Annotated in this window: 24 protein-coding genes and 3 pseudogenes; 15 read left to right on the forward strand and 12 right to left on the reverse strand. The window is 62.4% G+C overall.

Annotated features, from left to right (window positions below; genetic code table 11):
- Positions 1–78 precede the first annotated feature (78 nt).
- Positions 79–1,284 carry an LLM class flavin-dependent oxidoreductase gene (locus VEI45_RS11630; RefSeq protein WP_324853262.1) on the reverse strand — a complete coding sequence of 402 codons (1,206 nt, stop codon included), beginning with the start codon at positions 1,282–1,284 and terminating at the stop codon, positions 79–81.
- A 248-nt stretch (positions 1,285–1,532) separates the two neighbouring features.
- On the reverse strand, positions 1,533–2,630 hold the full coding sequence (locus VEI45_RS11635) for an LLM class flavin-dependent oxidoreductase (RefSeq protein ID WP_324853264.1): 1,098 nt from the start codon (positions 2,628–2,630) through the stop codon (positions 1,533–1,535).
- Between the two features lie 65 nt (positions 2,631–2,695).
- Between VEI45_RS11635 and VEI45_RS11640 the strand changes: the two are divergent.
- The 3 genes and pseudogenes from VEI45_RS11640 to VEI45_RS11650 all read left to right on the forward strand — a co-directional run.
- Positions 2,696–2,878: pseudogene (locus tag VEI45_RS11640) on the forward strand (acyl-CoA dehydrogenase); the annotation flags it as partial.
- A 34-nt stretch (positions 2,879–2,912) separates the two neighbouring features.
- A complete protein-coding gene (locus VEI45_RS11645) occupies positions 2,913–4,130 on the forward strand; it encodes a GNAT family N-acetyltransferase (protein ID WP_324853266.1) in 1,218 nt (405 codons plus the stop codon).
- A 42-nt stretch (positions 4,131–4,172) separates the two neighbouring features.
- Positions 4,173–4,628, forward strand: a complete 456-nt coding sequence (locus VEI45_RS11650) for an RpiB/LacA/LacB family sugar-phosphate isomerase (RefSeq protein WP_324853268.1) — start codon at positions 4,173–4,175, stop codon at positions 4,626–4,628.
- Here VEI45_RS11650 and VEI45_RS11655 read toward each other — a convergent pair.
- Positions 4,588–4,842 (reverse strand): SDR family oxidoreductase, encoded by a 255-nt coding sequence (locus tag VEI45_RS11655; RefSeq protein WP_324853270.1) that lies wholly within the window; start codon positions 4,840–4,842, stop codon positions 4,588–4,590. The two genes, VEI45_RS11650 and VEI45_RS11655, sit on opposite strands and share 41 nt — an antisense overlap.
- Before the next feature lie 72 nt (positions 4,843–4,914).
- The gene (locus tag VEI45_RS11660) at positions 4,915–5,397 is read right to left on the reverse strand and encodes a pyridoxamine 5'-phosphate oxidase family protein (protein ID WP_414687459.1); all 483 of its coding nucleotides are present in this window, start codon (positions 5,395–5,397) and stop codon (positions 4,915–4,917) included.
- 58 nt (positions 5,398–5,455) lie between these two features.
- Between VEI45_RS11660 and VEI45_RS11665 the strand changes: the two genes are divergently transcribed.
- Both VEI45_RS11665 and VEI45_RS11670 read left to right on the forward strand, forming a co-directional pair.
- The gene (locus VEI45_RS11665; RefSeq protein ID WP_324853275.1) at positions 5,456–5,644 is read left to right on the forward strand and encodes a hypothetical protein; all 189 of its coding nucleotides are present in this window, start codon (positions 5,456–5,458) and stop codon (positions 5,642–5,644) included.
- 79 nt (positions 5,645–5,723) lie between these two features.
- Positions 5,724–6,635 (forward strand): TIGR03564 family F420-dependent LLM class oxidoreductase, encoded by a 912-nt coding sequence (locus tag VEI45_RS11670; RefSeq protein WP_414687461.1) that lies wholly within the window; start codon positions 5,724–5,726, stop codon positions 6,633–6,635.
- Positions 6,636–6,701: 66 nt separating this feature from the next.
- On the opposite strand, the pseudogene VEI45_RS26460 reads toward VEI45_RS11670, so the two are convergent.
- A pseudogene (locus VEI45_RS26460) lies at positions 6,702–6,779 on the reverse strand (hypothetical protein); the annotation flags it as partial.
- Positions 6,780–6,942: 163 nt separating this feature from the next.
- Complete coding sequence (locus VEI45_RS11680; protein ID WP_324853281.1) at positions 6,943–7,881, reverse strand: TauD/TfdA family dioxygenase; 939 nt, start codon at positions 7,879–7,881, stop codon at positions 6,943–6,945.
- Positions 7,882–7,952: 71 nt separating this feature from the next.
- On the opposite strand from VEI45_RS11680, the gene VEI45_RS11685 reads away from it, so the two are divergent.
- The 4 genes from VEI45_RS11685 to VEI45_RS11700 all read left to right on the forward strand — a co-directional run bounded on the left by VEI45_RS11685 (position 7,953) and on the right by VEI45_RS11700 (position 11,396).
- Positions 7,953–8,522, forward strand: a complete 570-nt coding sequence (locus VEI45_RS11685) for a helix-turn-helix domain-containing protein (RefSeq protein ID WP_324853283.1) — start codon at positions 7,953–7,955, stop codon at positions 8,520–8,522.
- 260 nt (positions 8,523–8,782) lie between these two features.
- The gene (locus VEI45_RS11690) at positions 8,783–9,181 is read left to right on the forward strand and encodes a Zn-ribbon domain-containing OB-fold protein (protein ID WP_324853285.1); all 399 of its coding nucleotides are present in this window, start codon (positions 8,783–8,785) and stop codon (positions 9,179–9,181) included.
- A 40-nt stretch (positions 9,182–9,221) separates the two neighbouring features.
- Positions 9,222–10,433: a thiolase family protein gene (locus tag VEI45_RS11695; RefSeq protein ID WP_324853287.1), complete on the forward strand. Its 1,212-nt coding sequence runs from the start codon at positions 9,222–9,224 to the stop codon at positions 10,431–10,433.
- A 75-nt stretch (positions 10,434–10,508) separates the two neighbouring features.
- Positions 10,509–11,396 carry a fructose bisphosphate aldolase gene (locus tag VEI45_RS11700; RefSeq protein ID WP_324853289.1) on the forward strand — a complete coding sequence of 296 codons (888 nt, stop codon included), beginning with the start codon at positions 10,509–10,511 and terminating at the stop codon, positions 11,394–11,396.
- Between the two features lie 101 nt (positions 11,397–11,497).
- Here VEI45_RS11700 and VEI45_RS11705 read toward each other — a convergent pair whose 3' ends face one another.
- Genes VEI45_RS11705 through VEI45_RS11725 form a run of 5 tightly spaced genes read right to left on the reverse strand, consistent with a single transcriptional unit; the run spans position 11,498 to position 16,019 of the window.
- Positions 11,498–12,115 (reverse strand): DNA-3-methyladenine glycosylase I, encoded by a 618-nt coding sequence (locus VEI45_RS11705; protein ID WP_324853291.1) that lies wholly within the window; start codon positions 12,113–12,115, stop codon positions 11,498–11,500.
- Between the two features lie 37 nt (positions 12,116–12,152).
- Entirely contained in the window at positions 12,153–13,391 is a 1,239-nt protein-coding gene (locus tag VEI45_RS11710; protein WP_324853293.1) for a thiolase family protein, read from the reverse strand.
- Positions 13,388–14,353, reverse strand: a complete 966-nt coding sequence (locus VEI45_RS11715; RefSeq protein ID WP_324853294.1) for an aldo/keto reductase — start codon at positions 14,351–14,353, stop codon at positions 13,388–13,390. Before VEI45_RS11715 ends, VEI45_RS11710 begins: the two co-directional genes overlap by 4 nt.
- Before the next feature lie 4 nt (positions 14,354–14,357).
- Positions 14,358–15,224, reverse strand: coding sequence for an ABC transporter substrate-binding protein (locus tag VEI45_RS11720; RefSeq protein WP_324853296.1), 867 nt, complete (start codon positions 15,222–15,224; stop codon positions 14,358–14,360).
- Between the two features lie 51 nt (positions 15,225–15,275).
- Positions 15,276–16,019, reverse strand: a complete 744-nt coding sequence (locus tag VEI45_RS11725) for an SDR family NAD(P)-dependent oxidoreductase (RefSeq protein ID WP_324853298.1) — start codon at positions 16,017–16,019, stop codon at positions 15,276–15,278.
- A 306-nt stretch (positions 16,020–16,325) separates the two neighbouring features.
- Here VEI45_RS11725 and VEI45_RS26465 point away from each other — a divergent pair, with 306 nt between their 5' ends.
- The 5 genes from VEI45_RS26465 to VEI45_RS11745 all read left to right on the forward strand — a co-directional run bounded on the left by VEI45_RS26465 (position 16,326) and on the right by VEI45_RS11745 (position 21,686).
- A complete protein-coding gene (locus VEI45_RS26465; RefSeq protein WP_414687460.1) occupies positions 16,326–16,646 on the forward strand; it encodes a muconolactone Delta-isomerase family protein in 321 nt (106 codons plus the stop codon).
- A 39-nt stretch (positions 16,647–16,685) separates the two neighbouring features.
- Positions 16,686–17,624, forward strand: a complete 939-nt coding sequence (locus VEI45_RS11730; protein ID WP_324853300.1) for an aldo/keto reductase — start codon at positions 16,686–16,688, stop codon at positions 17,622–17,624.
- 142 nt (positions 17,625–17,766) lie between these two features.
- Positions 17,767–18,192 (forward strand): hypothetical protein, encoded by a 426-nt coding sequence (locus VEI45_RS11735; protein WP_324853302.1) that lies wholly within the window; start codon positions 17,767–17,769, stop codon positions 18,190–18,192.
- A gap of 273 nt (positions 18,193–18,465) precedes the next feature.
- Positions 18,466–18,864, forward strand: coding sequence for an MmpS family transport accessory protein (locus VEI45_RS11740; protein WP_324853308.1), 399 nt, complete (start codon positions 18,466–18,468; stop codon positions 18,862–18,864).
- Positions 18,861–21,686, forward strand: coding sequence for an RND family transporter (locus tag VEI45_RS11745; RefSeq protein ID WP_324853304.1), 2,826 nt, complete (start codon positions 18,861–18,863; stop codon positions 21,684–21,686). Before VEI45_RS11740 ends, VEI45_RS11745 begins: the two co-directional genes overlap by 4 nt.
- Before the next feature lie 126 nt (positions 21,687–21,812).
- On the opposite strand, the pseudogene VEI45_RS11750 reads toward VEI45_RS11745, so the two are convergent.
- A pseudogene (locus tag VEI45_RS11750) lies at positions 21,813–21,902 on the reverse strand (hypothetical protein); the annotation flags it as partial.
- A 41-nt stretch (positions 21,903–21,943) separates the two neighbouring features.
- On the opposite strand from VEI45_RS11750, the gene VEI45_RS11755 reads away from it, so the two are divergent.
- Positions 21,944–23,011 carry an HNH endonuclease signature motif containing protein gene (locus tag VEI45_RS11755; RefSeq protein ID WP_324853306.1) on the forward strand — a complete coding sequence of 356 codons (1,068 nt, stop codon included), beginning with the start codon at positions 21,944–21,946 and terminating at the stop codon, positions 23,009–23,011.
- Positions 23,012–23,019: the final 8 nt, after the last annotated feature.

Genomic DNA, 23,019 nt, shown 5'->3' on the forward strand with positions numbered 1-23,019 from the left:
TGACGCCGGGGAAGTGCGCCGCTAAGTGAATCTGCTTGATTGGCTTGGTCATCGGAAGAATCCTCGGTGTTCGTTACGTCAGGCTGTCGCGTAGCGGTTGGCGGGACGAGCCAGTCCGAGCGACACGCGCAGCGTGTCGGCGTCGTATTCGGTGTGGAATAACCCTCGGCGGCGCAACTCGGGCACCAGGCCATTGGTAATTTGAACGAGGTCATGAGGCAGCGCGGCGGGTCGCAGCCGAAACCCGGATAGCCCGGCGGCATGCCACTCCTGTAACAGATCGGCCAGTTGCGCGGGCGTACCGACGAAACTTTTTGCATCGCTTCGGTATTCGACACCAGCGAGATCATCGAGCCGGTGTCGGCGTGCCTGCGCCGCCTCTGCGGTGCGGTCGAGGAAAACCAACAGATCACCGAAGACGTGCACCGTATCGCGGCGTCGGCCAGCGGCCCGTTGCAGCGCCGCGATCTCGCTCACAATCTTGGCTGCCTCAGCGGCGTCACGTGGGGTGACGAATCCAACGTCCGCGCTGCCGGCGATCAGCTCGTAAGACGCACCGCCGTGGCCCAGTGCGGCGACGATCGGCTGACCCTGCGGCGGACGGGGAGTAATTGAGGGCCCCTTGACGGAAAACCAGCGTCCCTCGAAGTCGATGTAATGCAGCTTGTCCCGGTCGATAAATCGTCCGGTGGCGACATCGCGGATCTCGGCGTCATCTTCCCAGCTGTCCCACAATCGGCGCAGCACCTCGATGTAATCTGCGGCCTCAGCAAAGTACTCGTTGACCTGCTGCTGTACAAGCGGATCGGTGATCACGTCGGCTGACAGGCGAGGCAGTTCGCGGCGTCCAAAGTGAGCTGCCACGTCGTGGCGTGCCGAGATCTGGACCCGCACGCCGGCTCGGCCCGTACTGACAAAGTCGAGTGTGGCGATCGACTTCGACACATGAAATGGCTCGGTATGGGTGACGATCGCCGTCGGCACGAACCCGATTCCGCGGGTGCGCGGCGCGATTCGAGCTGCGATCAGCACGGCGTCTAGCCGACCGCGAACACGATCGGTCCGGTGATCGGGTTCGAAGTGATCGTCAGACTGCACACCCAACGAATCCTCGATCGTGACGAAGTCCAGCGATGCGCTCTCGGCTTCGCTAACCAGATCAGCCCAATAGTCGGCGTTGAACAACTCTGATGCTCGCGCATCGGCTTCACGCCACGCGCCCGGATGCCACCCGGCACCGTCCAACGCGACAGCAAGGTGCAAGCGAGTCGATGAATCAGGCATCAGACCTGCCTTCCTGGCGGGGGCGACCATGCGATCGGCGCGGCACCGACAGACGTCGACCGCTATCTCCAACGAGGTTAATCGCCAGTCGATTCCGGATCGACCGCCGCGCACCCGTGAAGTGTGAGCGGCTGACGATACGCACTGTGGTAAGGATCCCGAGTCTAGCTAGGTAAAACGGACTGCGCCGATGCTCACGCTCGCCGTCTAGGCGTTCGTGACACCTGGTACGCAGCGGAACTTTTGAATCATCGGGATTGCAAACCCGTGTCGGTCAGCAGTGGAAGCACGCCTTCGGCGAACCAGTACGCCTCTTCCAAGTGCGGGTAGCCCGACAAGATGAACTCGTCGAAGCCCAGCAAGTGATATTCGGTAATCAGGTCGGCTACTTCCCGATGGCTGCCCACCAACGCTGTGCCGGCACCGCCGCGGACAAGGCCCACTCCGGCCCAGAGGTTCGGGTAAATCTCTAGCTTGTCGACCCGTCCCCCGTGCAGGGCGGTCATCCTCCGTTGACCCTCGGATTCCGAACTAGCGTGCAGCGCGGTTGCTTTGGCGATCTGCTCATCGGTGAGCTCGGCAAGCATTTCGTCGGCAACAGCCCAGGCAGCGGCCGAGGTGTCACGACTGATGGTGTGCAGCCGGATGCCGAACCGGACTTTGCGGCCAACGGCGCCGGCCTGTTCCCGTACCCGTTCGATCTTGACTGCCGCGGCCTGCGGCGGCTCACCCCAGGTGAGGTAGACATCGGCGAACTCAGCTGCGATCGGCAGCGCTGCCGCTGACGAGCCACCAAAGTAAATATCCGGCAAAGGATTCGGTGGCTCCGATACTCGGGCATCGGCAACGTTGTAGTAGTCGCCGGTGAAATCGACTGAGTCTTGCGTCCATATCGATTTCACGATCTGCAGAAATTCCGCGGTGCGAGCGTAGCGCTCGTCGTGGTCGAGCCAGTCACCGAAACGGCGTTGCTCGGCGTCGTCGCCGCCACTGACGACATTGAGCAAGACTCTTCCTTCGGAGAACCGTTGCAGCGTGGCGGTCTGCTGCGCGGCCAACGTGGGCGGCACCAACCCGGGACGGAATGCGACCAGGAATTTCAACTTCGCAGTCTCGGCCAGTAACGCCGCCGAGGTCAGCCACGCATCCTCGCACCACGTCCCCGTCGGCGTCAGCACGCCTTCAAAACCCAGCCGGTCGGCGGCGCGCGCCACTTCCGCCAGGTATCCGCGGCTGGGCGCGCGGTATCGGTTCGGGATCGCGCGGTGCGATGAAGCGTGCGACCCGCCGACAATCGAGCGGCTGTCACCTGTGGTGGGTAAGAACCAGAAAAATCTCGGAGACATCTCCCGTCGACGCTAGGTTCCCGACGGGCGGAGAACAAGTTGGATTCCGGGCGCATTTAACTCGTGCGCTGGGCGCATCCGGGGTCTCCGAGGATTTGCTGCTAGACCGGCATTGGCGCAACGCCCGGACCCTGGCGTCGCACAACCCGCGGGTCTACAAGGCGCGGATTCTGGGCGACTGGCTGATCAACGGCACAGATCCGCTGCCCAACCTTGCCAAGCTCGGCCGCGGTGGGCAGGGCAACTGACACCGCCGCAGCGGGCACCAGACATGATGTCGGGATGACCACCGAGATCCGCGTGCTCGAGAGCGAAGACGAACTCATCGCTGCGGCTAACGTGTTCCGCGCCGCGATGATCGGGTTCCCGCCCCTGTCGAACTTGGCGCCCGGCCAGATCGCCTCGCTGCTTGAACCCGGTCGCACCGTCGGAGCATTCGTTGAAGATCAACTCGTCGGTACCGCTGATGCGGTGACGAGCGGACTCACCCTTCCCGGCGGAGCGGTCGTGAGGCACGCGGCTGTGTCGCATATCGGGGTGCTGCCGTCGTTCATCCGAAAGGGCATCGCCACCGACCTTATTCGTTTTCAACTGCACGACATCGCCGAACGCGGTGAGGTGGTCGCCACGCTGCGTGCCTCGGAGGCGACGATCTACGAGCGCTACGGCTACGGCGTGGCGAGCTCGTCGCAAACCGTCGAGGTTCACACCGCACGAGCGGCACTGCGCACCGGCGTCGGGGTCGGTGGCCCGGTGCGACTGCTGGACCCGGCGCAGGTCTGGGATGTCCTGCCCCGGATATATGCGCAGAATCGTCCATCTCGGCCGGGAACCATCGACCGCCGCGACGTGTGGTGGCAAGGTGTCCGACTACGCACCGAATCATTCTCGGGGCCTTGGTATGTCGCGGTACACGGTGCGTCGGGATCTGAAACGGGTTTCGCCCGCTACCGTCCCATCGACACCGAGACCTGGTTTGTCAGTGATCAGCGCACCATCGTGGTCGAAGATTTCTTCGCATCCACCTCTGCGGCCTATCTTGGGCTGCTTCGTTTCCTGCTCGGGCTCGATCTTATTGATCGCGTAGTGTTTTGGATGCTGCCGATCGATGATCCGCTGCCCTGGCTGCTTCTCGATCGCCGGGCATTGCGGGTAACCGCCCTGCACGACGAAACCTGGCTTCGGGTCATCGATGTCGAGAAGGCGTTGGCAGCAAGGCAGTACCAGGGCGACGGCACGGTCACCATCAAGGTCGATGACCCGCTGTTGCCGGACAATTCAGTCACCGTAACGATCGCGGGCCACGATGCCGACCTGACTGAGCGGCGTCCCCAACTTCACGTCGGCGTCGAAGGACTCGGCGCCGTTCTGCTCGGTGGCGCAACCTGGCGCAGCCTGGCCGTGGCCGGGCTGGCCCGCGCCGATGATCCGGGAGTGCTCAACGTGGCAGACCAATTGTTTGCGGTGCGCGAAGCACCTTACGCGGGATTCTTCTTCTAGCAGCGAACTGGCGACAGTGCGGCGAAAACCTACACTGGACGGGTGCGGATTGCGCTTTGCTCCGATGAACCCTACCCAGTGCACAACACCGTGCGCGTCTGGCTCGAGGAACACGGCCATCAGGTCGTGCCGTTCGGATCCGTCGTCGCGGGCTCGGAGACGCCGTGGGCGCTGGCCGCAGAGTCCGCGGCCGAGGCAGTGGCGCGCGGGGACTGCGATCAGGGCGTGTTCTTCTGCTGGACCGGAACAGGTATCAGCATTGCGGCGAACAAGATCTCCGGCATCCGCGCGGCGTTGTGCTCCGATCCCGGGCAGGCAGAGGGCGCCCGCGTGTGGAACCACGCTAACGTGTTGTGCCTTTCCAACCGCACCCTCGCCGACGATCTCGCGAAGGAGATTCTCTCCGCCTGGTTCGGCGCCGAACTCGACGGCCGGGGCGAGAAAGGCGTCGCCGACCTCACCGCCGTAGAGGCGCGTCACCGTCGGTCGTCGAATTGATCCCGAGCAGTTCGACCAGCTGGGTCGCTGAATAATGGTTTGGCCCAAGCCCGTTACGGACCGCTGAGCGCAGGGCCGAGATCTCGGCGGGGGACGCACCGCGGCGCATCGGGATGGGCGCCATGAAATCCTTGGCGACGCCCTGGCTCATCGGCGTGTCCACCAAGCCTGGGTGGATCGAGTTGACGCGAATGTTGTAGCGCGCCAACTCCACTGCGGCCCTACACGGCGCGCAGGATCATTGACCTGCCCGCGGGCCGATAGAGATCGCCCATTGGGTAGTGGGTCAGGTTGCGGGCGCGGCGCCTTTTGCGCCTCCGTTGATACGGAAGCCGCTGATGATCTGAGGTTCGACAGCTACGACGGTGTCAGCATGGTTGACCCACGGATGAAGCAGTTGCTCGTAGCGCAAGACCTTGTCAGGATCGGTGATGGTGTATGCGCGCCCCGCAATAACGACGCTCCACCCCGTCCGAGTCTGTACGTCGATGCTGTCGGCCTCGTAGGCGACCACGACGCCACCGTCAGACCGCACGGCAGCGGAGATCGACGCTGTCAGACGGGTGCGGATGATTATCCGACCTTCGTCCAGTAGATGATTAACAGGGCGGATCGCCGGAAGCGCATTGAGGGTAAATACGATCCGCCCATAGCCGACGCTGGCCAGCAACCGCATTGCCTCAGCGTCGTCTAACTGCTCAGCGCCGAAGGGTGGCTGCAGCAAGCCCAACCCACCGTCGTACGCCCCTTCGTTCACACTCTCAAGCATTCGTTGTACGCCATGTCAGCACGTAGGGCCATAGGACTCCATCTGAAACGACAAAAGTATGCCTGACCGCGAACCGGGGTTAGTCGACTATAGCCGGGTACAGCGGCACCGCTATGCCATCTCACACACCGAAGGCGCGACTTTCGGCCCGCATCCGACCGTCGAGGATGTCGCGGCCAACTGGGACCGGATCCGCGACCATTCGCTGCCCAACGAACTCGACGGCGAAGCGATGCCTGGGGAGTGAAAGCCTATTCCACCCGCCTAAAAGCAATTGCCACAGAACTGCAAACTGCAGGCTAGGATTGCCTTTTGTGCTGATCAGTTTGATTGCCGGCCTGTCCAACAAGTCGCCTCTCGACAGCTGTATCCGTGAGCTCACCCAAGCCCGCGACGACGGGTTCACGCGGGTCTGGATGACGCAGATGCCGTACGACTGTGACCTGCTCACCGTGCTGGCCGCCGCGATGCACGAGGTGAGCGACATCAAGGTCGGCAGCGGCGTCATCCCTATCCAGAACCAGCACCCGATGCTGATGGCGCAGCGAGCGCTGACGCTCAACATGATCGCCGGCGGACGATTCACCCTCGGTGTCGGAGTCACCCACCGCGCCGTGACCGAGGGAATGTGGGGAATCTCCTGGGACCGGTCGGCGCGACGGCTCAGCGAATACCTTGATGGGCTGCTTCCGCTGCTGGCCGGGGAACCGGTCAATGCGACGGGCGAGATGTTGACGACCAGAGGCGCACTCCAGATTTCTGGCGCCCCCACGCCTGAGGTGTACGTCGCGGCACTGGGCCCGCAGATGCTTCGGCTGGCCGGCCGGCGCACCGCCGGAACCATCACCTGGATGACCGGACCGAAGACGCTGAAAGAGCACATCGGGCCCACAATGCGCACCGCGGCCGCCGAGGCCGGACGATCCAATGGAGCTGTCAGCGTTGCAGCGGCCCTGCCCATCGCCGTCACCGACGACGTGGCCGCAGCGCGTTCACTGGCGGCCGAACAGTTCGCGATGTACGGCCAGTTGCCGTCCTACCGTGCGATGTTGGATCGCGAGGGCTACGCGGGACCGGAAGACGCCGCGCTCATCGGCGACGAGGCCACCGTGCGCGACCGGCTCGACGAGGTACGCGCCGCGGGCGTCGACGAGTTCGCCGCGATTCCGTTCGACCCGTCACCCGAGGGCCGGGACAGGACGCGGGCGTTCCTGCGCCCACTGATCAGCTCTGTCTGATCAAGCCGGAGTTAGGGATTCGGCTTTCTTGGCGGCCATCGGCCACGGCGAGGGAACCGGCCGCTGCAGTTCGATGCCGATCAGGTACTGCCAGATGAGCACCGAAAGCCCGGACGACGCCCCCAGCGAAAGCACGACGGTTGCGCGATGAAATCCCGGCCTCGGCACAGATCTCTTCGATGGTCACCTTGTCGAAACCGCGTTCGCGCAGACCCATCTGACTCCCACACGCACATCGTTGCACGTAATGCAAACATCGCAGCCAAGTGGCGTCGAGCGGACTGGAACGGCTTGGCCGGTCGGCGGCTTACGCCACGCGTGCTGTTGGACTATCGATCACGGAGTATTCGGTGGCGTCGCCGGAGATCACTCGGCTTTGCTCACCGCGAACGCTCACCGGGATGTCGCCGGCCAGCGTGATCCGGTGCATGCGGCGGGGCTGGCTTCCGTAGTCGGAGACGGCGTAGTGCTGAGTTGCGCGGTTGTCCCACATCGCGACGTCGCCGAGTTCCCAGTTCCATCGAATCGTGTTCTCCAGCCAGGTAATACGGTCCTGGAAGATCCGGAACAACGCCTGTGACTCGCTGCTGTTCACCCCTAGAATGCGCTTGACAAAGTTACCGAGGAGCAGTGATCGTTCACCGGTCTCGGGATGCACCCGCACTACCGGATGGTGCGTTTCGAAATGGGCCGAATGGAATTCGGCGGCGTACTTCAACACGGCGTCGGGGTTGGCCTGTAGCGCGGCCAACTTGGCCGGATCGATATCCATCTGGGCATAGTCGAACGCGTTGTTATGCATCGCCCATAAGCCATCCGCGAGCTGCTGCAGCGGCTCCGGCAACTGCTGATAGGCAGCGACCGTCGACGCCCAGGTGGTGGTGCCGCCATAGGAGGGCAGCTCGACAGCGCGCAGAATCGAGGCTTTGGGGATCCGGTCGACAAAAGTGACGTCGGTGTGCCACTGGTTGGCGCCGCCACCCGCGAAAGATTCCAGGCGCATGACCCGGCTGCCTTCGAACTTTAGCGTGGGGTGCGGAGTCGTCGGGACACCCAGGCTCTCCGCGAAGGCGAAGTGTGACTCGTCGTCGAGGTGATCCTGACCTCGGAAGAACAGCACCTTGTGCTGCGCCAGCGTCTGATTGATCGCGGCCGCGGTTTCGGCGTCGAGCTCGCCGAGCCGCACCCCGTCGACCCGCGCACCGATGTTCTCGCTCAGCTTCACCACACGCAGATCACTACTCATGGCCGTCCCTTTCACGTCTTTCATCCTGTAGGCGGCTGTCTACACGAGCGTTGTCCTGTTACTGTACACAGATGGCTACACCAGAGGCAACGGTTGCAATTACCACGAAACCAATGGGCAAAGACGAGGTCGTCGCGGCCGTCCTGGAAGCGGCCAGCGAGTTGTTCGCAGAGCGCGGTCCTGCTGCGACGTCGATTCGTGAGGTTGCGGCGCGGGCCGGGGTTAATCACGGCCTGCTGCATCGCCATTTCGGCAGTAAACGCCAACTGCTGGCGGCGACTCTGCAGCATCTCGCCGATTCCGGGGCGGCGCTGCGTGAGTCCGGCGCGCCGCCAGAGCAACTAGAGGCCGCGCACGAACTTCAAGCCCGCGTCATGGTGCGTTCGATGCTCGACGGATTTCCCATCGAAGAACTTCAGCAGCGCTTCCCGGGGATGGAGCGGTTCTTGGCTGAGGTGCGCCCCGGCCACAGCGACGAGCGCCAGGCACGGTTGTTGGCCGCCCACGGGATGGCCCTTCAGTTCGGGTGGGGGCTGATGGCCCCGACGTTGCGGGTGGCGTTCGGGCTAAACGACCTCAGCGATGCCGAACTTCGATCAGCGGTAGCCGAGCAAATTGCGAAAATCATCGCCCCACAATGACTGACCACGGATAGCCCGTTTCACCCGTTTCTTCATCGGACCGCTGAATCGAGAAACGCCGGCCCGCCGAAGTCGAGATACAGGTTCACCAGGTCGGCCTGTTGGGCCAGCAGTGGAAAGCTGGCCTACGCTCAATCCGGCGGAGCGAGGAATTGGTTGGCGCGCGGGCGATCCTAATTGATCGGCCACCCGAGTGTGGGCGCACTGTTGTAGCTGGTCCGCGACCGCTACGGTCAGTAATACATGTGACGGAGGTTTCTATGGCCGGGCAGATCCCATTGGTCGACTATCTGGTGCTCGACGATGGCGATCCGCATCTGATCGTGCAGGAATGCACCAGTTGCGGGGCCCGGTTCTTCGACCGGCGCAATGCTTGCGCCGGTTGCTTTGCGACCAATTTCACGACCGTCCCGGTGGCGACCGAAGGGACGGTGCGGGCGTTCACGATTGTCACGTTCGCCGCACCGGGCATCCCCACCCCGTTCGTGGCGTCGGTGGTCGACTGCGACGGCACCCAGGTGCGCGCCAACCTCATCAACGTGGAGCCCGATCCCGAGCACGTCCGCGACGGGATGAAAGTGCGGCTGGCCACCTACCCGATGGGGACCGACTCGGCAGGTACCGAGGCGATCGGCTTCGGCTTCGAGCCCGCCGAATGACGAACCACGACCTAAATCCCGCGACGAAGGAGCAACGACCGTGAGCGCCAGCGACGAGATCTGGATCCTGGGAATCCGGATGACCAAATTCGGCAAGCACCCGGACAAGGACACCGTGGACCTGGCGGCCGAGGCCGCGACCGGCGCGCTCTCTGACGCCGGCGTGACCATGGCCGACATCGGGGTGATCGCGGCCGGGAACCTGATGGCCGCGAACGCCGGGATCGGTCAACAGCTGCAAAAGCAGATCGGACAGACCGGCATTCCGGTGTACAACGTGGCCAATGCCTGCGCGACCGGGGCCACCGCGCTGCGGACCGCGATCATGGCCGTGAAGGCCGGCGAGGTGAAGTACGGATTGGCGGTCGGCGTGGAGAAGTTGTCGGGCGCCGGGTTGCTTGGCGCGGGCGGCAGGAAGAAGGCGGAAGCCGACGTCTGGGCGCCGGCGGGCCGGTACGGCGCCGTCGCGCCGGTCGACGGGCGGATCGGCACCGAGGCCATGCCCGGCGTGTTCGCTCAAATCGGCACCGAGTACGGCCACAAGTACGGCGGCACCAGCTTCGAGTTGTTCGCCAAAATCAGCGAGAAGAACCACGCTCACTCGACGCTGAACCCGCTGGCCGCCTACCAAAAGAAGTTCACCCTGGAGCAGATCATGAACGACGTCATGATCGCCTACCCGAACACTCGGCCGATGTGCTCGGCCAACTGCGACGGCGCGGCGGCCGCGGTCGTCTGCAACGGCGAGACGTTGAAATCGCTGCCGCAGCAGCAGCGGCGGCGCGCGGTGAAGGTGTCGGCTTCGGTGCTGACCACCGACCCCTACGAGGACGGCTGCCAGGTCCTCCCGAACGTCAACACATTGACCCGTAACGCCGCCGCGAGCGCCTATGAACAGGCCGGCGTTGGGCCGAGCGACCTCGACCTGGTCGAGCTGCATGACTGCTTCGCCACCGCCGAGCTGGTGCACTACGACAACCTGATGCTGTGCGAAGTAGGCGGCGCCGCCGACTTTTTCAACTCCGGTGCCACCTGGCGCGACGGCTCCACCCCGGTGAACGTATCCGGCGGGCTGCAGTCCAAGGGCCATCCCATTGCGGCCACCGGCATCGCCAACATCTGGGAAATCTGCCACCACCTTCGCGGCGAAGCCGGCGACCGTCAGATCGAGAACGCGAAGGTCGGGCTGGCCCACGTGATCGGCCTGGGCTCCGCTTGCGGCGTCCACATCCTCGAAAAGTCAGCGGCTTAGTTACGACTGGATGGCTCTGCCGGCACCGTGGGTAGCATTCTGGGAGCTCGGTAAAGGAACGAAGGAAGGACTGCAGTGAGCGAAGAGCAACGCAACGTGATGGCATCAGGGCGTGGCTTTATCGCTGCGTTGGATCAAAGCGGTGGCAGCACCCCAAAAGCATTGAAGCTTTATGGGATTCCGGACGACGCCTATCACAACGACGAGCAGATGTTCGATCTCGTCCACGAGATGCGTGCGCGCCTCATGTCGAGTCCGAGCTTCACCGGCGACAAAATATTGGCAACCATTCTTTTCGAGCAGACCATGGACCGCGCCATCAGTGGCGAGAACACCGCGGCGTTCCTGTGGAAGCAGAAGCAGATCGTGCCGTTTGTGAAGGTCGACGAGGGGCTCGCCGACGCCGAAAACGGTGTGCAGCTGATGAAGCCGATGACAAAGCTCGACTCCTTGCTGGAGCGGGCCATCGATAAGGGGATTTTCGGCACGAAGATGCGCTCGTTCATCCAGGAACCGAACGAGGACGGAATCAAAGCCATCGTCGACCAGCAGTTCGACTACGCGCACAAAATCGCTGAGCGCGGGCTCATGCCGATCATCGAGCCCGAGGTGAGCATCAAGAGTCCCGCCAAACCCCAAGCGGACAGGCTGCTGGTAGAAGAGTTGACGGGCAAGCTCGACGAGCTGGCCGGCGACGGGCAGGTGATGCTCAAGCTGACGTTGCCCGACGAGAACGACCTGTATGCCCCGCTGATCGAGCATCCCCGCGTCCTGCGCGTGGTTGCCTTGTCCGGCGGCTACAGCCTCGCGGAAAGTTGCGCGATCCTGGCTCGGAACCACCGCCTCATCGCGAGCTTCTCGCGAGCCTTGACCGAGGGGCTGACGATCGACCAGAGCGATGCGGAATTCGACAAGAAGCTCAAATCGAATATCGACGAGATATACACCGCCTCGCTGACATAACCGTTGCTCCCATCGACGCTCCGGCCACGCCCCAAGCGTAATTACGCCGACGCCTCCGCCGCCCCGGACGGCCTGACCCGCCGCAGACCACGCCGGGCGTGCTAGACCTGCTCGTCTGCAGCGGGTGCAAGGAAACAACCTTCGAAATGACCGTTCTCGATCCCGACGGTCTGCATGAACGAGTGGGCGACCACCGGGCCGACTAGCCGAAACCCCGCTCCCCGTAACGTTAGAGAAAGCTGGCGCGACTCCGGGCTTGCCATCCGGCCATCGGCCCAGCTCCGCAGTCGATGGTGCTCACGCGGTTGATGCTGCCATGCCAGTTGCGACAACGAGTACTTCGACAGCAGACCGGCGTTGTGCAGCGTGGCTTCGATCTTTCGCCGATTACGAATGATCGAGGTGTCGGCCATCAATCGTTCGACGTCGCCGTGGTTCATCGCGGCCACCGTCGGGGGGTCGAATCCGTGAAACGCTGTCCGCAGGTTGTCCCGCTTGTCGAAAACAGTTGCCCATGACAAGCCGTTCTCGAAGTACGTCAACACCAGCGCCTCGAACAGCACGGCCTCGTCGTGTGTCGGCGTCCCCCATTCGTGATCGTGATAGGCGATCAAATCCCGGCCCGTCTCGGTGGCCCAACGGCAGCGGGCGATACCGTCGGCGGCCGATACCACAGTGGGCAGCTGTGGCGACATACCGACACCGGCCATCGCTTTCATGCGACGGCCCTATTGCGCCGTAGCCGTTGAGCTTTCGTCATCCGGCCTGCGGGTTCTCAACGACTAGCGCGATGCCCTGTCCTGAGCCGATGCACACACCGGTCACCCCATATCGGGCGTTGCGTTCATGTAGTTCGGTGGCCAGGGTCAAAACGTACCGAGTGCCTGAGGCGCCGAACGGGTGCCCAGTGGCGACGGCTCCCCCGTTGGGGTTGAGTTTGTCGTCGGGGATCGTGAACCCGTCCAATTGGTTGGACAGTTCGCGCAGCACCCCCAGCGCTTGGGCGCTGAATGCCTCGTGCACTTCCCAGACGTCGACCTGTTCAGGGGTGAGTCCGGCGCGCTTGAGCGCCAAGGGAATCGCCCACGCCGGCGCAAGGCCCATGATCAGTGGGTCGAGTGCGTAGACGGCCGACGACACCACCCTGGCCAACGGCGCGACACCGAGGTCTGCTGCTTTCTGTCCTGATGCGATCACGATCGCGCTGGCCCCGTCGGTGAGCGGGGATGAGTTGCCGGCGGTCATCTGAGTGGTGCCGGCCTGGACCGGCAGAGCGGCCAGCCGTTCGGCAGTGGTGTCATCGCGAATGAACTCATCGTGCTCGAACACCCGCGCTGGGGCTTTCTTGGTGGCTGGAATAGACACGGGCATAATCTCTTTGGCCAGTCGGCCGGAGTCGCGAGCCGCTGCCGCCCGGCGCTGGGACCGCAAGGCGAACGCGTCGATCTCCTCGCGGGTCAGCTGGTAACGGTCCGCTACGTTCTGCGCGGTCTCGATCATCGAGATGTATGCGTTGCGGGCCAGCAAGGTCGGGTTCGGTGGGCCGCCGGCCCCGGCCCACATCGTGTCGAGCAGAAAGACGGGGCCGCGGGGGGAGAACGGCGCATCACCTTTCATCCACGCCCAACCTGATCGGGACATCGATTCGACCCCACCGGCGATGCCGATATTCAAGTCGCCGGCCATGATCGCGTGGCTAATGTTCACCGTCGCGCTCACTGACGAACCGCAGAACCGGTTGACGGTAGCGGCGGCGACGCTATCCGGGAAGCCGGCTGCCAGTGCTGCCCACCGGGCGACATCGCCCATTCCCTCGTGGGCGGTGTTGACGCATCCGGCGACGATGTCTTCGACCTGTTCGAGGGGAACCCCGACGCACTCGCACGCACCTCGCATCGTCATCCCCAGCAGATCATCGAGCCGCAGGTGCGACAGCGATCCCCCGTATCGCGCGAACGGTGTCCGTACCCCGCCAAGGATGAACGCCTCAGTCATCGCCTATCCGAAGGCACCTGAGCAAATCCCGGTTCGCCGCCTTCTACAACGGTATTGAACCGGATCCGAGTTTCGAGACGCTCGCTGATTTCTTGGATCGCGCTCTCGGGAAGCGCGGTGACCTCGAAGTTCTCCCTGATGCGGGACGGCGTGACCGATCCCGTGAGAACTGCGGTGCCGCGCTGAATACCCCAGGCCAACAGCACTTGCGCAGGGGTCTTTTCAACACGCTGAGCGATCGACACGATGAGAGGGTCGTCGAGCAGTCGCGGTTCTAGCGCGTGTCCCAGCGACGCGAACGCCAACAGGATGATGCGATGGCTCCTGCACAATTCATACAGTTCCCATTGCGGGTGGTACGGGTGTGACTCGACCTCCACGACCGCCGGCTTGATCCTGGCGGTGTCGACGATCGCTCGGGTGCGTTCGGCGTCGATATCGGACAGGCCTATCGCTCGTGAAAGTCCTTCGTCGACAAGCGCTTCCATCGCAGCCCAAGTTTCCTCCAACGTGACGCCGTCGTCGCGGATGACATCTCCGTTCGGGTGGCGGGGATCTTGGTCATCGCCAGGCTGGAACGCGAACGGGGTGTGCACCAGATACAGGTCGACGGCGTCTAGCCCGAGTCTGTGCAGGCTGGCCTGCAACGCGGGCTTGACCCGCTCAGGTCGATGGTTGTTGTTCCACAGCTTGGTGGTGACAAACAGGTCCTCGCGGCGAACCGTTTTGTTGGCGAATAACTCTGCGAGCGCCGTGCCGACCTGGGCTTCATTGCGGTATCGCTCGGCAGCGTCGAGGTGGCGGAACCCCACCTCGACCGCCATCTTGACGGCACTGTGGGTCTTTGTGTTATCGGAAAGGGATGTCCCAAACCCGAGCGCCGGGATCTCGCCGCTGCCGTTGTTCAAGGCAAATTTGTGCTGACTTAGATTCTCATTCGATGCCATGGTCTTCAGCCTCATCTATCTATTGAGCCGGCGCGTAGATGCTGTCGGCGGCTACCGACGCCACGCCGAGTTCGGCTGCGACCGCATCGACCGCGCGCCGGGCGACGTCGAGGTTCACTCGGCCGTCGGAAGTGTAGTACGGATGGATGTAGCGCTCGTAGTAGCGCTGCACCTCTTGATGTGTCATCCGGTTCAGAAACGACGCAATGTATTTGGTGGCCAGGTCGGGTTGGTCCGCCATCGTTTTCAGGGCGCGCTGATTGGCACGCACCAGCGCCTGCACCGCCGGGCTGTCGATCGGGTTGCGGGTGGCGTCCACGGCAATTCCCACGGTGGGAATCTGGAAATGATCCCCCACCCAGGCCAGCACGTGAAAGCCCTCCTCCTCGGCGACTTGTTCGGGCCCCAGGGTGCTGCCGACGTAGGCGGCGTCGATGGAGCCGTCGCGAAGGTGCCGCAGGTCCATCTGATAATCACCCGGATGCCGCGCCACGCATTGCACGTCACGGTCGGGGTCCAGACCGTGCTGACGAAGCACTATTCGTGCGAAGCACCCGGGCGGAGTATTTGGCGCATGTACGGCGAGCCGGCGACCGCGAAGGTCCGCCATGGATGTCACGCTGGCGTTGCCGAGAAACCAGAACAATGGACGGTCGGTGTTCATGCTCAAAACGGTCCATTCGAAGCCGTCGGTCAGCCGCGATAACACCGCCCGGCCGAGCCCGATGGTCGCACAGGAGCGTACACGCGTGATGTCCCAGCGGGTTCCATCCCGTAAGGCGACGTGGACGCCCTCATCTTCGAAGTAGCCCTCCTGATCGGCCACGTAGGCGACCAGCTCCTCGTGGATACCACGCCCGACGTAGGCGAGGTCGATCGTGTGCATGGCGAGCGTCCTTCCTTTGATTGGATGAGATCCGATGCAGCGCAGCCACATTCAATCCATCGTCAGGCCTCCGTCGACCGGGAAATAATGGCCGGTGGTGAAACCGGCATCCTCACTGCCCAAGAAAGCCAAGGTCTTGGCCACCTCGTCGGGCGTCACGAGTCGTCCCATCGGCGCGGCCGCACCGAGCGCACGCAACTGCTCTGGCGTCAACTTCTGGTTCATCGTCGTGCCCTGCACCGTCGCCGGTGCGACGAGGTTGGCGGTGATTCCGTGGGGCGCCAGCTCGAGTGCGATGTAGCGGACGAACTGGTCCAGGGCCGCCTTGGCGACGCCGAGGTTGATCATGCCGTTGCGCGGATGACGCGACGGCTCCGCGGTGATATACAGCAGGCGGCCATAACCGCGGGACGTCATGCCCGGCACAACGGCTTTGGTGACAAGGAACGCGGCATGCAGCTCTCGGTCCAGCTTTCCACCGAGCTGTTTCCAGGTGAGATCGGCGAACGGCGTTATGTCGTAGGGAATCAATGCGTTGTGCACGAGCACGTCGACTCGGTCCCAACGCTGTTCGGTTTCGTTGAACATCGTGGCGACATCGTCAGGCACGGTGACGTCAGCGCGAATCGCCACCGCCTCGCCGCCGGCCGCGGTAATGGCCGCGACCACCTCGTCCGCCTCCGCGGCGCTCGACCGGTAGTTGACGACCACGCGAAACCCTTGTTCGGCAAGAACCTGTGCGGTCGCCGCGCCGATTCCCCGACTGGCTCCAGTAATCACCGCGACTCGTGACATCAGTATTGGCCTCCGTGTGAAGGAAAGATTTCGTTGATCCGGCGGTCATCACCATTCGTCCGGCCGATCACACTTTCAACTCTTGCGGATTGGGCGGCACTTCGCACCAGGGAAAGTCACTGGCCCGGCGGGCGGGGGTCGCCCCTGCAGCATTTCAAGATCGTACGGCGAGACGCGTTGCTGGTACAGACGCCGACCTCAGATTTATCGCCGCGCGCTGCGTGAAGGGTCCCCGTCCCCGGGCCGGGTGGCCGTCCGGTTGTCTGCGCGTTTTGTCGCGCCAGCTGACCAGGGTGTTCGACGGGTGTGAACGGGTGGCGCACGATCGGCCTGTTCGCCGCGCACGATGTCGACGAGCTGGAGGGTTTGCTTGCCGCGATGCCGTCACGGAGCTGGCAGATCCATGAGGTCACGCCACTATCCGCGCACCCTCACGATCCAGAGCTTGGCGGGGTGATATCCAACCGTAGCCAGCGGGCAGAGTTTCTGATCGTCATGACCATCATGACGCCGGCGGGAGCACCACAACGCGTTGTCGGTGACGCTTGGATGCGGCAAGCTAATGAGGGCCCACGAACTGGGCGAGGAGGGTCACCTCATGCGACTATGGACGGCATCATCCCCTGAAGACATTGCACACCAAAAGAATCGGATTGGCAGTCTGACATGACAACACCTGATGCAATTCGCCAGACAAGGATTCCGCTTATCAACGGTCGGGGTGCTCTACCCGCTATCGGGTTTGGCACGCTCATTCCGGATCTTGCTGAGACCAAGCGGGCCGTCACGACCGCACTGGGCGTGGGTTTTCGGCATTTCGATTGCGCAGAACGGTATCGCAATGAAGAAGCGGTGGGTGACGCGATGCGCGAGATGTTCGAGGCCGGAACTGTTCAGCGGGAAGATGTGTTCGTCACCACGAAGCTGTGGAACACCAATCACCGCCCAGAGCGCGTCAGGCCTGCCTTCGAGGCGAGCCTTCGCCGACTTCAACTCGACTATGTCGATTGCTATCTGATCCACACACCGTTCGCATTCCGCCCTGGCGACGACCAAGATCCCAGAGACGAGAACGGTCAGGTGATCTACGACGAGGGGGTTACATTAGCGGAGACGTGGCGGGCGCTGGAGCGCCTCGTGGACGACGGCCGCTGTGGGTCGATCGGTCTGTCGGACATCACCCTGGAGAAGGTGCAAGAGATTGTTGCGGTTGCGCGTATCAAGCCAGCGGTAGTGCAAGTTGAGTCGCATCCTTACCTTCCCGAATGGGAACTGCTCTCTTTCTGTCAAGAGCATGGAATCGTACTGCTGGCGTTCGCGCCGCTGGGACATTCCTCGGTGCCAAATTTGTTGGAAGACCCGGTAATCACCGGTGTCGCAGAGCGCTTGCACGTGACCGCGGCCCAGGTTGCCCTGTCTTGGGCCGTGCAGCGGGGCACTGCTTTCCTGACCACCTCGACCAAACCTCAACGCATCCAACAGAACTTTGAGATTTCGACTCTCCCCGAAGACGCTATGCAGGAGATTCGGAACCGCATCACCACGAACGTCAGGTTCAACCCAGTCGTAGGCACCGGCGTGCCTGGATTCATTCCTCCGAGCTAGAGGTCGTACGTCGCGCGAGCGCGGCGTCAAGTTCACGGCGCGACTCGATTTCGAGCTTGGCGAAGATCTCGGGGAGATGAAGGGAGCCACTCATTGAGCTAGCGTAAAGCTAAGTTCGACGGCCGAGCGAAGGAGCGGAGTAATGGAATCGTCTTTATTTGCCTTTGTGACCATCGTCGCCCTTGCGCTGGCCTTGGTGTTCGCCGTCTTTGCTGGTCTATACGTGAGGCGGCTCGAGGCTCGGACCTTTAATCCGATAGGCGACGAAATAGGCAGTGCCAGAACAGTTACGCGCAAAGTGCGCAAGGGCGAACCCATGTCGGCGGATGAGTTGGAGTATGCGAAGCAAATCATCGGTGCTCGTAGCTCCGTGATAACGTTCTGCATCCCCGCCACTCTGTTCATGCTGGGACTCTTTTATGTGTTCGGGAGTCTTTACCACTTGCATGGAGCAACGCCATCCGAACGGACATTTCTCGGAGTGTTCCCCATGTTGGCCGCCATGAACTTCACGACTCAGATTCTCCGCAGCATAAGGTTGAAACGGCGCCTGCGGAAAATTTCATGAAGCAAATCAAGGCATGTGGTGCTGCCGTTTCGGTGATTTCCGGTGCGTTGGACGTTAATTCTTACGCGCTGCCGACTGGACCAACAGGTGATAACGTCGCACACCGCTTGCTCGCGTGCCCGCCGTGGCTGGTAGTGTCCTAGCTGCCATATCTCAATCTAGTTGATATGGCCGAGGTAGGCGAAGCGAGAACACGAGGTCGGGGACCGGATTCCGAAAGGTGATGGAGTGAGCCCTCGTTCAGTCGGCAGGACTGTCTTGGCGCGAGTCTGGATGCCTTTAGTTGCTGTCGTTGCGGTCGGCGTGGGTGCGGTGGCCATGTGGAAGGTGCATCAGTTTTCCGAGCCGCCCCCTGTCGTCACCGTCAATGAACCGGCAGCACCTCCGGAGTTCAGTATCAAACGGCTCACGTATGAGTTGTTCGGCTCCGTCGGGCAAGGGGGGATGCTCGTCTGGGTGGACATCGACGGGCATCCGCATCAGGTTAATCTCACGACCTTGCCGTGGTCGCACACGGAGTCGACCACGCTCACCGTGGTGTCCGGCAGCATCTCGGCGCAGGTTCATGGTGGTCAAGTCGGCTGCCGGTTGCGGGTGAACGGCGTTGTCCGCGCTGAACAGTCCGACACCCATCAGGATGCACACGTCTTTTGCCTGGTGAAATCCGCATGAGCGAGCATTGGGCGGAGCCTGCGGCGAAGCGACCCTTCGTCCCCAGAATGGTCCGCGCCTTCGCGATACCGATCATCGCCTTTTGGGCGCTTCTCGCCGTGTCGACGAACACTTTCATACCGCAGGTAGAGCGGGTCGCAGAGGAGCTCGCGGGTCCGGTGGTCCCGCACTACGCGCCGTCGCAGCGGGCATTGCTGGCCATCGGTGCGAAATTCCAGGAGTCCAATTCGACCAGCTTGGCCATGGTCGTGCTGGAAGCCAACCGGCCGCTGGGCGACGTGGACCATCAGTACTACGACGAGTTGATGCGCCGGCTGCTGCAAGACACCAAGCATGTGCAGTCCGCCATAGACCTGTGGGGGAAGCCGATCACCGCGGCGGGGGCGCAGAGCCTCGACGGCAAGTGCACGTACGTGCTGTTGCGTCTCGCGGGCGATATCGGCCAAATGCAAGCGAACGAGTCCGTTGCTGCTGTTCGGGACATCGTCACCAAGGACACGCCGCCGCCAGGGCTCAAGGTCTACGTCAGCGGCGCGGCCCCGCTCGCCAAGGACACGGTGGCTATTGCGAATAACAGCTTGAACAACATCACGATCGTGACGATCTTCCTCATCACCGCGATGTTGCTGCTGGTGTACCGCTCCCCGGTCATTCTGTTTGTGCCCTTGGCCGGAGTTCTGTTCGAGCTGCTTGTCGCGAAGGGGGTTATCGCAACCCTCGGACATCTCGGGTACATCGAGCTCTCGTCATTCGCGGTGAACGTCGTCGTCGCGCTGACCCTGGGAGCGGGAACGGATTACGGCATCTTCTTGATGGGCCGCTATCACGAGGCGCGACACGACGGCGAAACCAGGGAGGAGGCGTTTTACACCGCATATAGGAGTGTCACGCCGGTCATCCTTGGCTCCGGGCTGACGATCGCAGGGGCGTGTTACTGCTTGACTTTCGCGCGACTCAACTACTTCCACACCATGGGGCCGGCCGTCGCTATCGCCATGCTGTTTACCATCACGGCAGCGCTGACGCTCGGCCCGGCCTTCTTGACCGTGGGCAGCCTTTTCGGGCTCTTCGACCCGAAAAGCAAGGCCAAGGCATATCTGTATCGGCGGATCGGGACGAGCGTGGTGCGGTGGCCGGTGCCTATACTCGCGGCCAGTTCCGCTGCCGTCATGCTCGGCGCGATCTTCGTGCCGACGTACCGGCAGAACTACGACGACCGTGAATACCAACCGATCAGTGGTCCCTCCAATCAGGGTTTCGCGGCGGCGGATCGGCACTTCCCGAAGAGCAAGCTGTTCTCCGAGATGCTGATGATCGAGTCGGATCACGACCTGCGAAACTCGGCTGACTTCATCTCGCTAGACCGGGCGGCCAAGGCCCTCGAGCGCCTTCCCGGCGTCGCGATGGTGCAGAGCATCACCAGGCCCATGGGCCGAGCTTTGGAACATGCCACGATTCCCTACCTATTCACGACGCAAGGCAGCGGTAGCGGTCAACAGCTCCCGTTCAACGTGCAGCAAAACGCGAATACGAGCCAGCAGGCAGAGGTCACGACGCACACCGTCGCCGTCTTACGGAAAGAGATCGAGTATTTCCAGAAGATGTCCGATGAGCTGCATAAGACGGTTCTCACCGTCGAAGACCTGCAGAGAGTTAGCGACAACATCAATGAAGAAATCTCAAATCTCGACGATTTCTTCCGTCCCATCAAGAGCTACTTCTTTTGGGAGAAGCACTGTTTCGATATTCCTATTTGCTGGACGTTTCGATCGGTGTTCAGCGCGGTCGATCAGATCGACCATTTGGCCGAAGACATCAAGTTCGCCAAGGTCTCTCTTGAGGAGATCGACAAGGTTCTGCCGCAAATCATCACGCAGCTGAAACTCACGGCCGACGACTCGGAGACGTTAGCGGCTCTTTTAACCAACACCTACGGTTCCTCGTCTCTGCAGTCCACCCAGACCGACCAGACATTCTTCGACCAGGTCAATGTGGGGCTCGACTTCGACCAGTCTCGCAGCGATGACTTCTTCTACATTCCGCACGAGGGTTTCGACAATGAAGACGTCAAGACGGGCATGCAGCTCTTGATGTCGCCGGACGGCAAGGCTGCTCGGTTCATCATCACCCACGAGGGGGACGCCAATGGCCCGGATGGCGTGCAGCATGTCGAACAGTTCCCCACCGCGATAACCGTGGCGCTCAAAGAGACCTCGCTGGCCGGCGCGAAAGTTTATATCGGCGGTTCGGGAGCAACCAACAAGGACATCAAGGAATACGCTGCGTCCGATCTGCTGATCGTGGCGATCGCCGCCTTCGTGCTGATCTTCTTGATCATGTTGTTCCTGACCAGAAGTCTGATGGCCGCCATGGTCATCCCCATGACGGTGGCCTTCTCCTACGCCGGTGCGTTTGGGCTGTCCATACTCGTCTGGCAACACCTCATCGGCCTGCCCCTGTACTGGTTGATCCTGCCGCTCACCTTCATCATCCTGGTGGCGGTGGGTTCGGACTACAACCTCCTGTTGATCCTCCGTGTTAAAGAGGAGCTGCACGCCGGAATTCACACCGGTCTCATCCGCGCGCTCGGGAGTACGGGTGGCGTGGTGACGTCAGCGGGTTTGGTGTTCGCGTTCACCATGCTGGCGATGCTCAGCAGCGACCTCAGAGCCGTCGGTCAGCTGGGTTCCACGGTCTGCATCGGCCTGCTGCTCGACACACTGATCGTGCGTTCGTTCGTCGTGCCGTGCATCCTGCGAATCCTCGGGCCATGGTTCTGGTGGCCAACCCTAGTGCGTTCCCGTCCGCTACCTCAGCGATAAGGGCGTTATCAACGAAGATGGTTGGAAGCTGGGCGCCGCAAAGACTGGGACTTTCTGCCCCACCAACCCATTTCCGCTTCTTCGACAGGTCCGTGACCTAGATATGACCTGACGGTGGGTTGTTTACCCCGCCGGTAGTTTGAGCACCCGGTTGTTGCCGGTGTCGGTGACGTTGACGGTGCCGCTGCCGTCCACCGCCACCCCGGCTGGAGTATTTTTAACTGGTGGGTCGCTAGCATGTCCGATCAGGTGAGGGCGTGGGAAAGGCCAGAGGCGAGATGGCGTTCGGACGTTACCGGCTGCCGACCCTGATCGACCAGAGCCGAATGGGCAAGGTTATCGCGGCGGCGGCAGCCGCTACAGCGCTCGCACCGTTCTCGGTGCTAGCCGCCACACCCGGTGCGGCACAGGCGGCTCCATGGGCCCCTGCCGGCGTCGGGGCAGACTCCATTGCCTGCCGGAACTGTCTGCTTCCGGTAGCGCAATATCGTATTTCGACGCCACGCGTGTACTACGAAGCCGCGTCGTCCCGCCCGGCCCAGGCGCCCCCGAGCAGGGTGCCGGTGCAGACTCCGGAGGCTCCGCTGGAGCCCGCGCCGACGACCATAACGCCGGTGCAGACCCCCCAGGTCGTTCTGTCAAGTCCCCTGCCCCCGAGGACGATTCCGGTGGTGGCCGCTCAGGAGGAGCCCACCGGACCCTGGTGGCGCATGGCGCTGCACTACGGGGTGTTGGTGATAGCAGTGTGCGTTGTCGCCTGGATGATCCATCGTTTCACGAAAATGTGGAGCGCGCCCCTGACGGCTAGCGCACCGTGGCCGGCCCGGCGAGGTTTCGGCCCGGGTGGGATCGCAGGTGTGCTAAGGGCCCGAAAAAGAATGGCGCTGGTCGAGGCGGGCCATAGATGCGCCATCCCCACCTGTCGGCACCCAACGACCGAGATAGCTCACATCGTGCCTGAGTCACAGAGCCATGACGACTCGTTCGAGAACCTCATCGCGTTATGCCCGAAGTGCCAAAAGAAAGAAATCGATGCGCAGTCGATGCGCATGTACAAGCGCAATCTCGCGATCTTGAACAGCCGCTACTCTGATTTCGAGCGCCGGGTGTTCGACCAGATTGCCGAGACCGACCGGAGATCCTTCATTGTCGAGGCGGGTTTGGAGATCCCTCTCCTCCACGCGGTCAATGACGGGATTTTGAAACGAGTTGAACTAGCGCCCGCAGGGGCCCAACGGGGTGAACCAACCCAGTACAAGTACGAGGTCACGGATGAAGGCCTGGACTTCATCAACCGATACGTCTGTGGTGAAGACATATCGTGAGGCCCCGC

This window comes from Mycobacterium sp., from assembly GCF_035623875.1.
Classification (GTDB): domain Bacteria; phylum Actinomycetota; class Actinomycetes; order Mycobacteriales; family Mycobacteriaceae; genus Mycobacterium.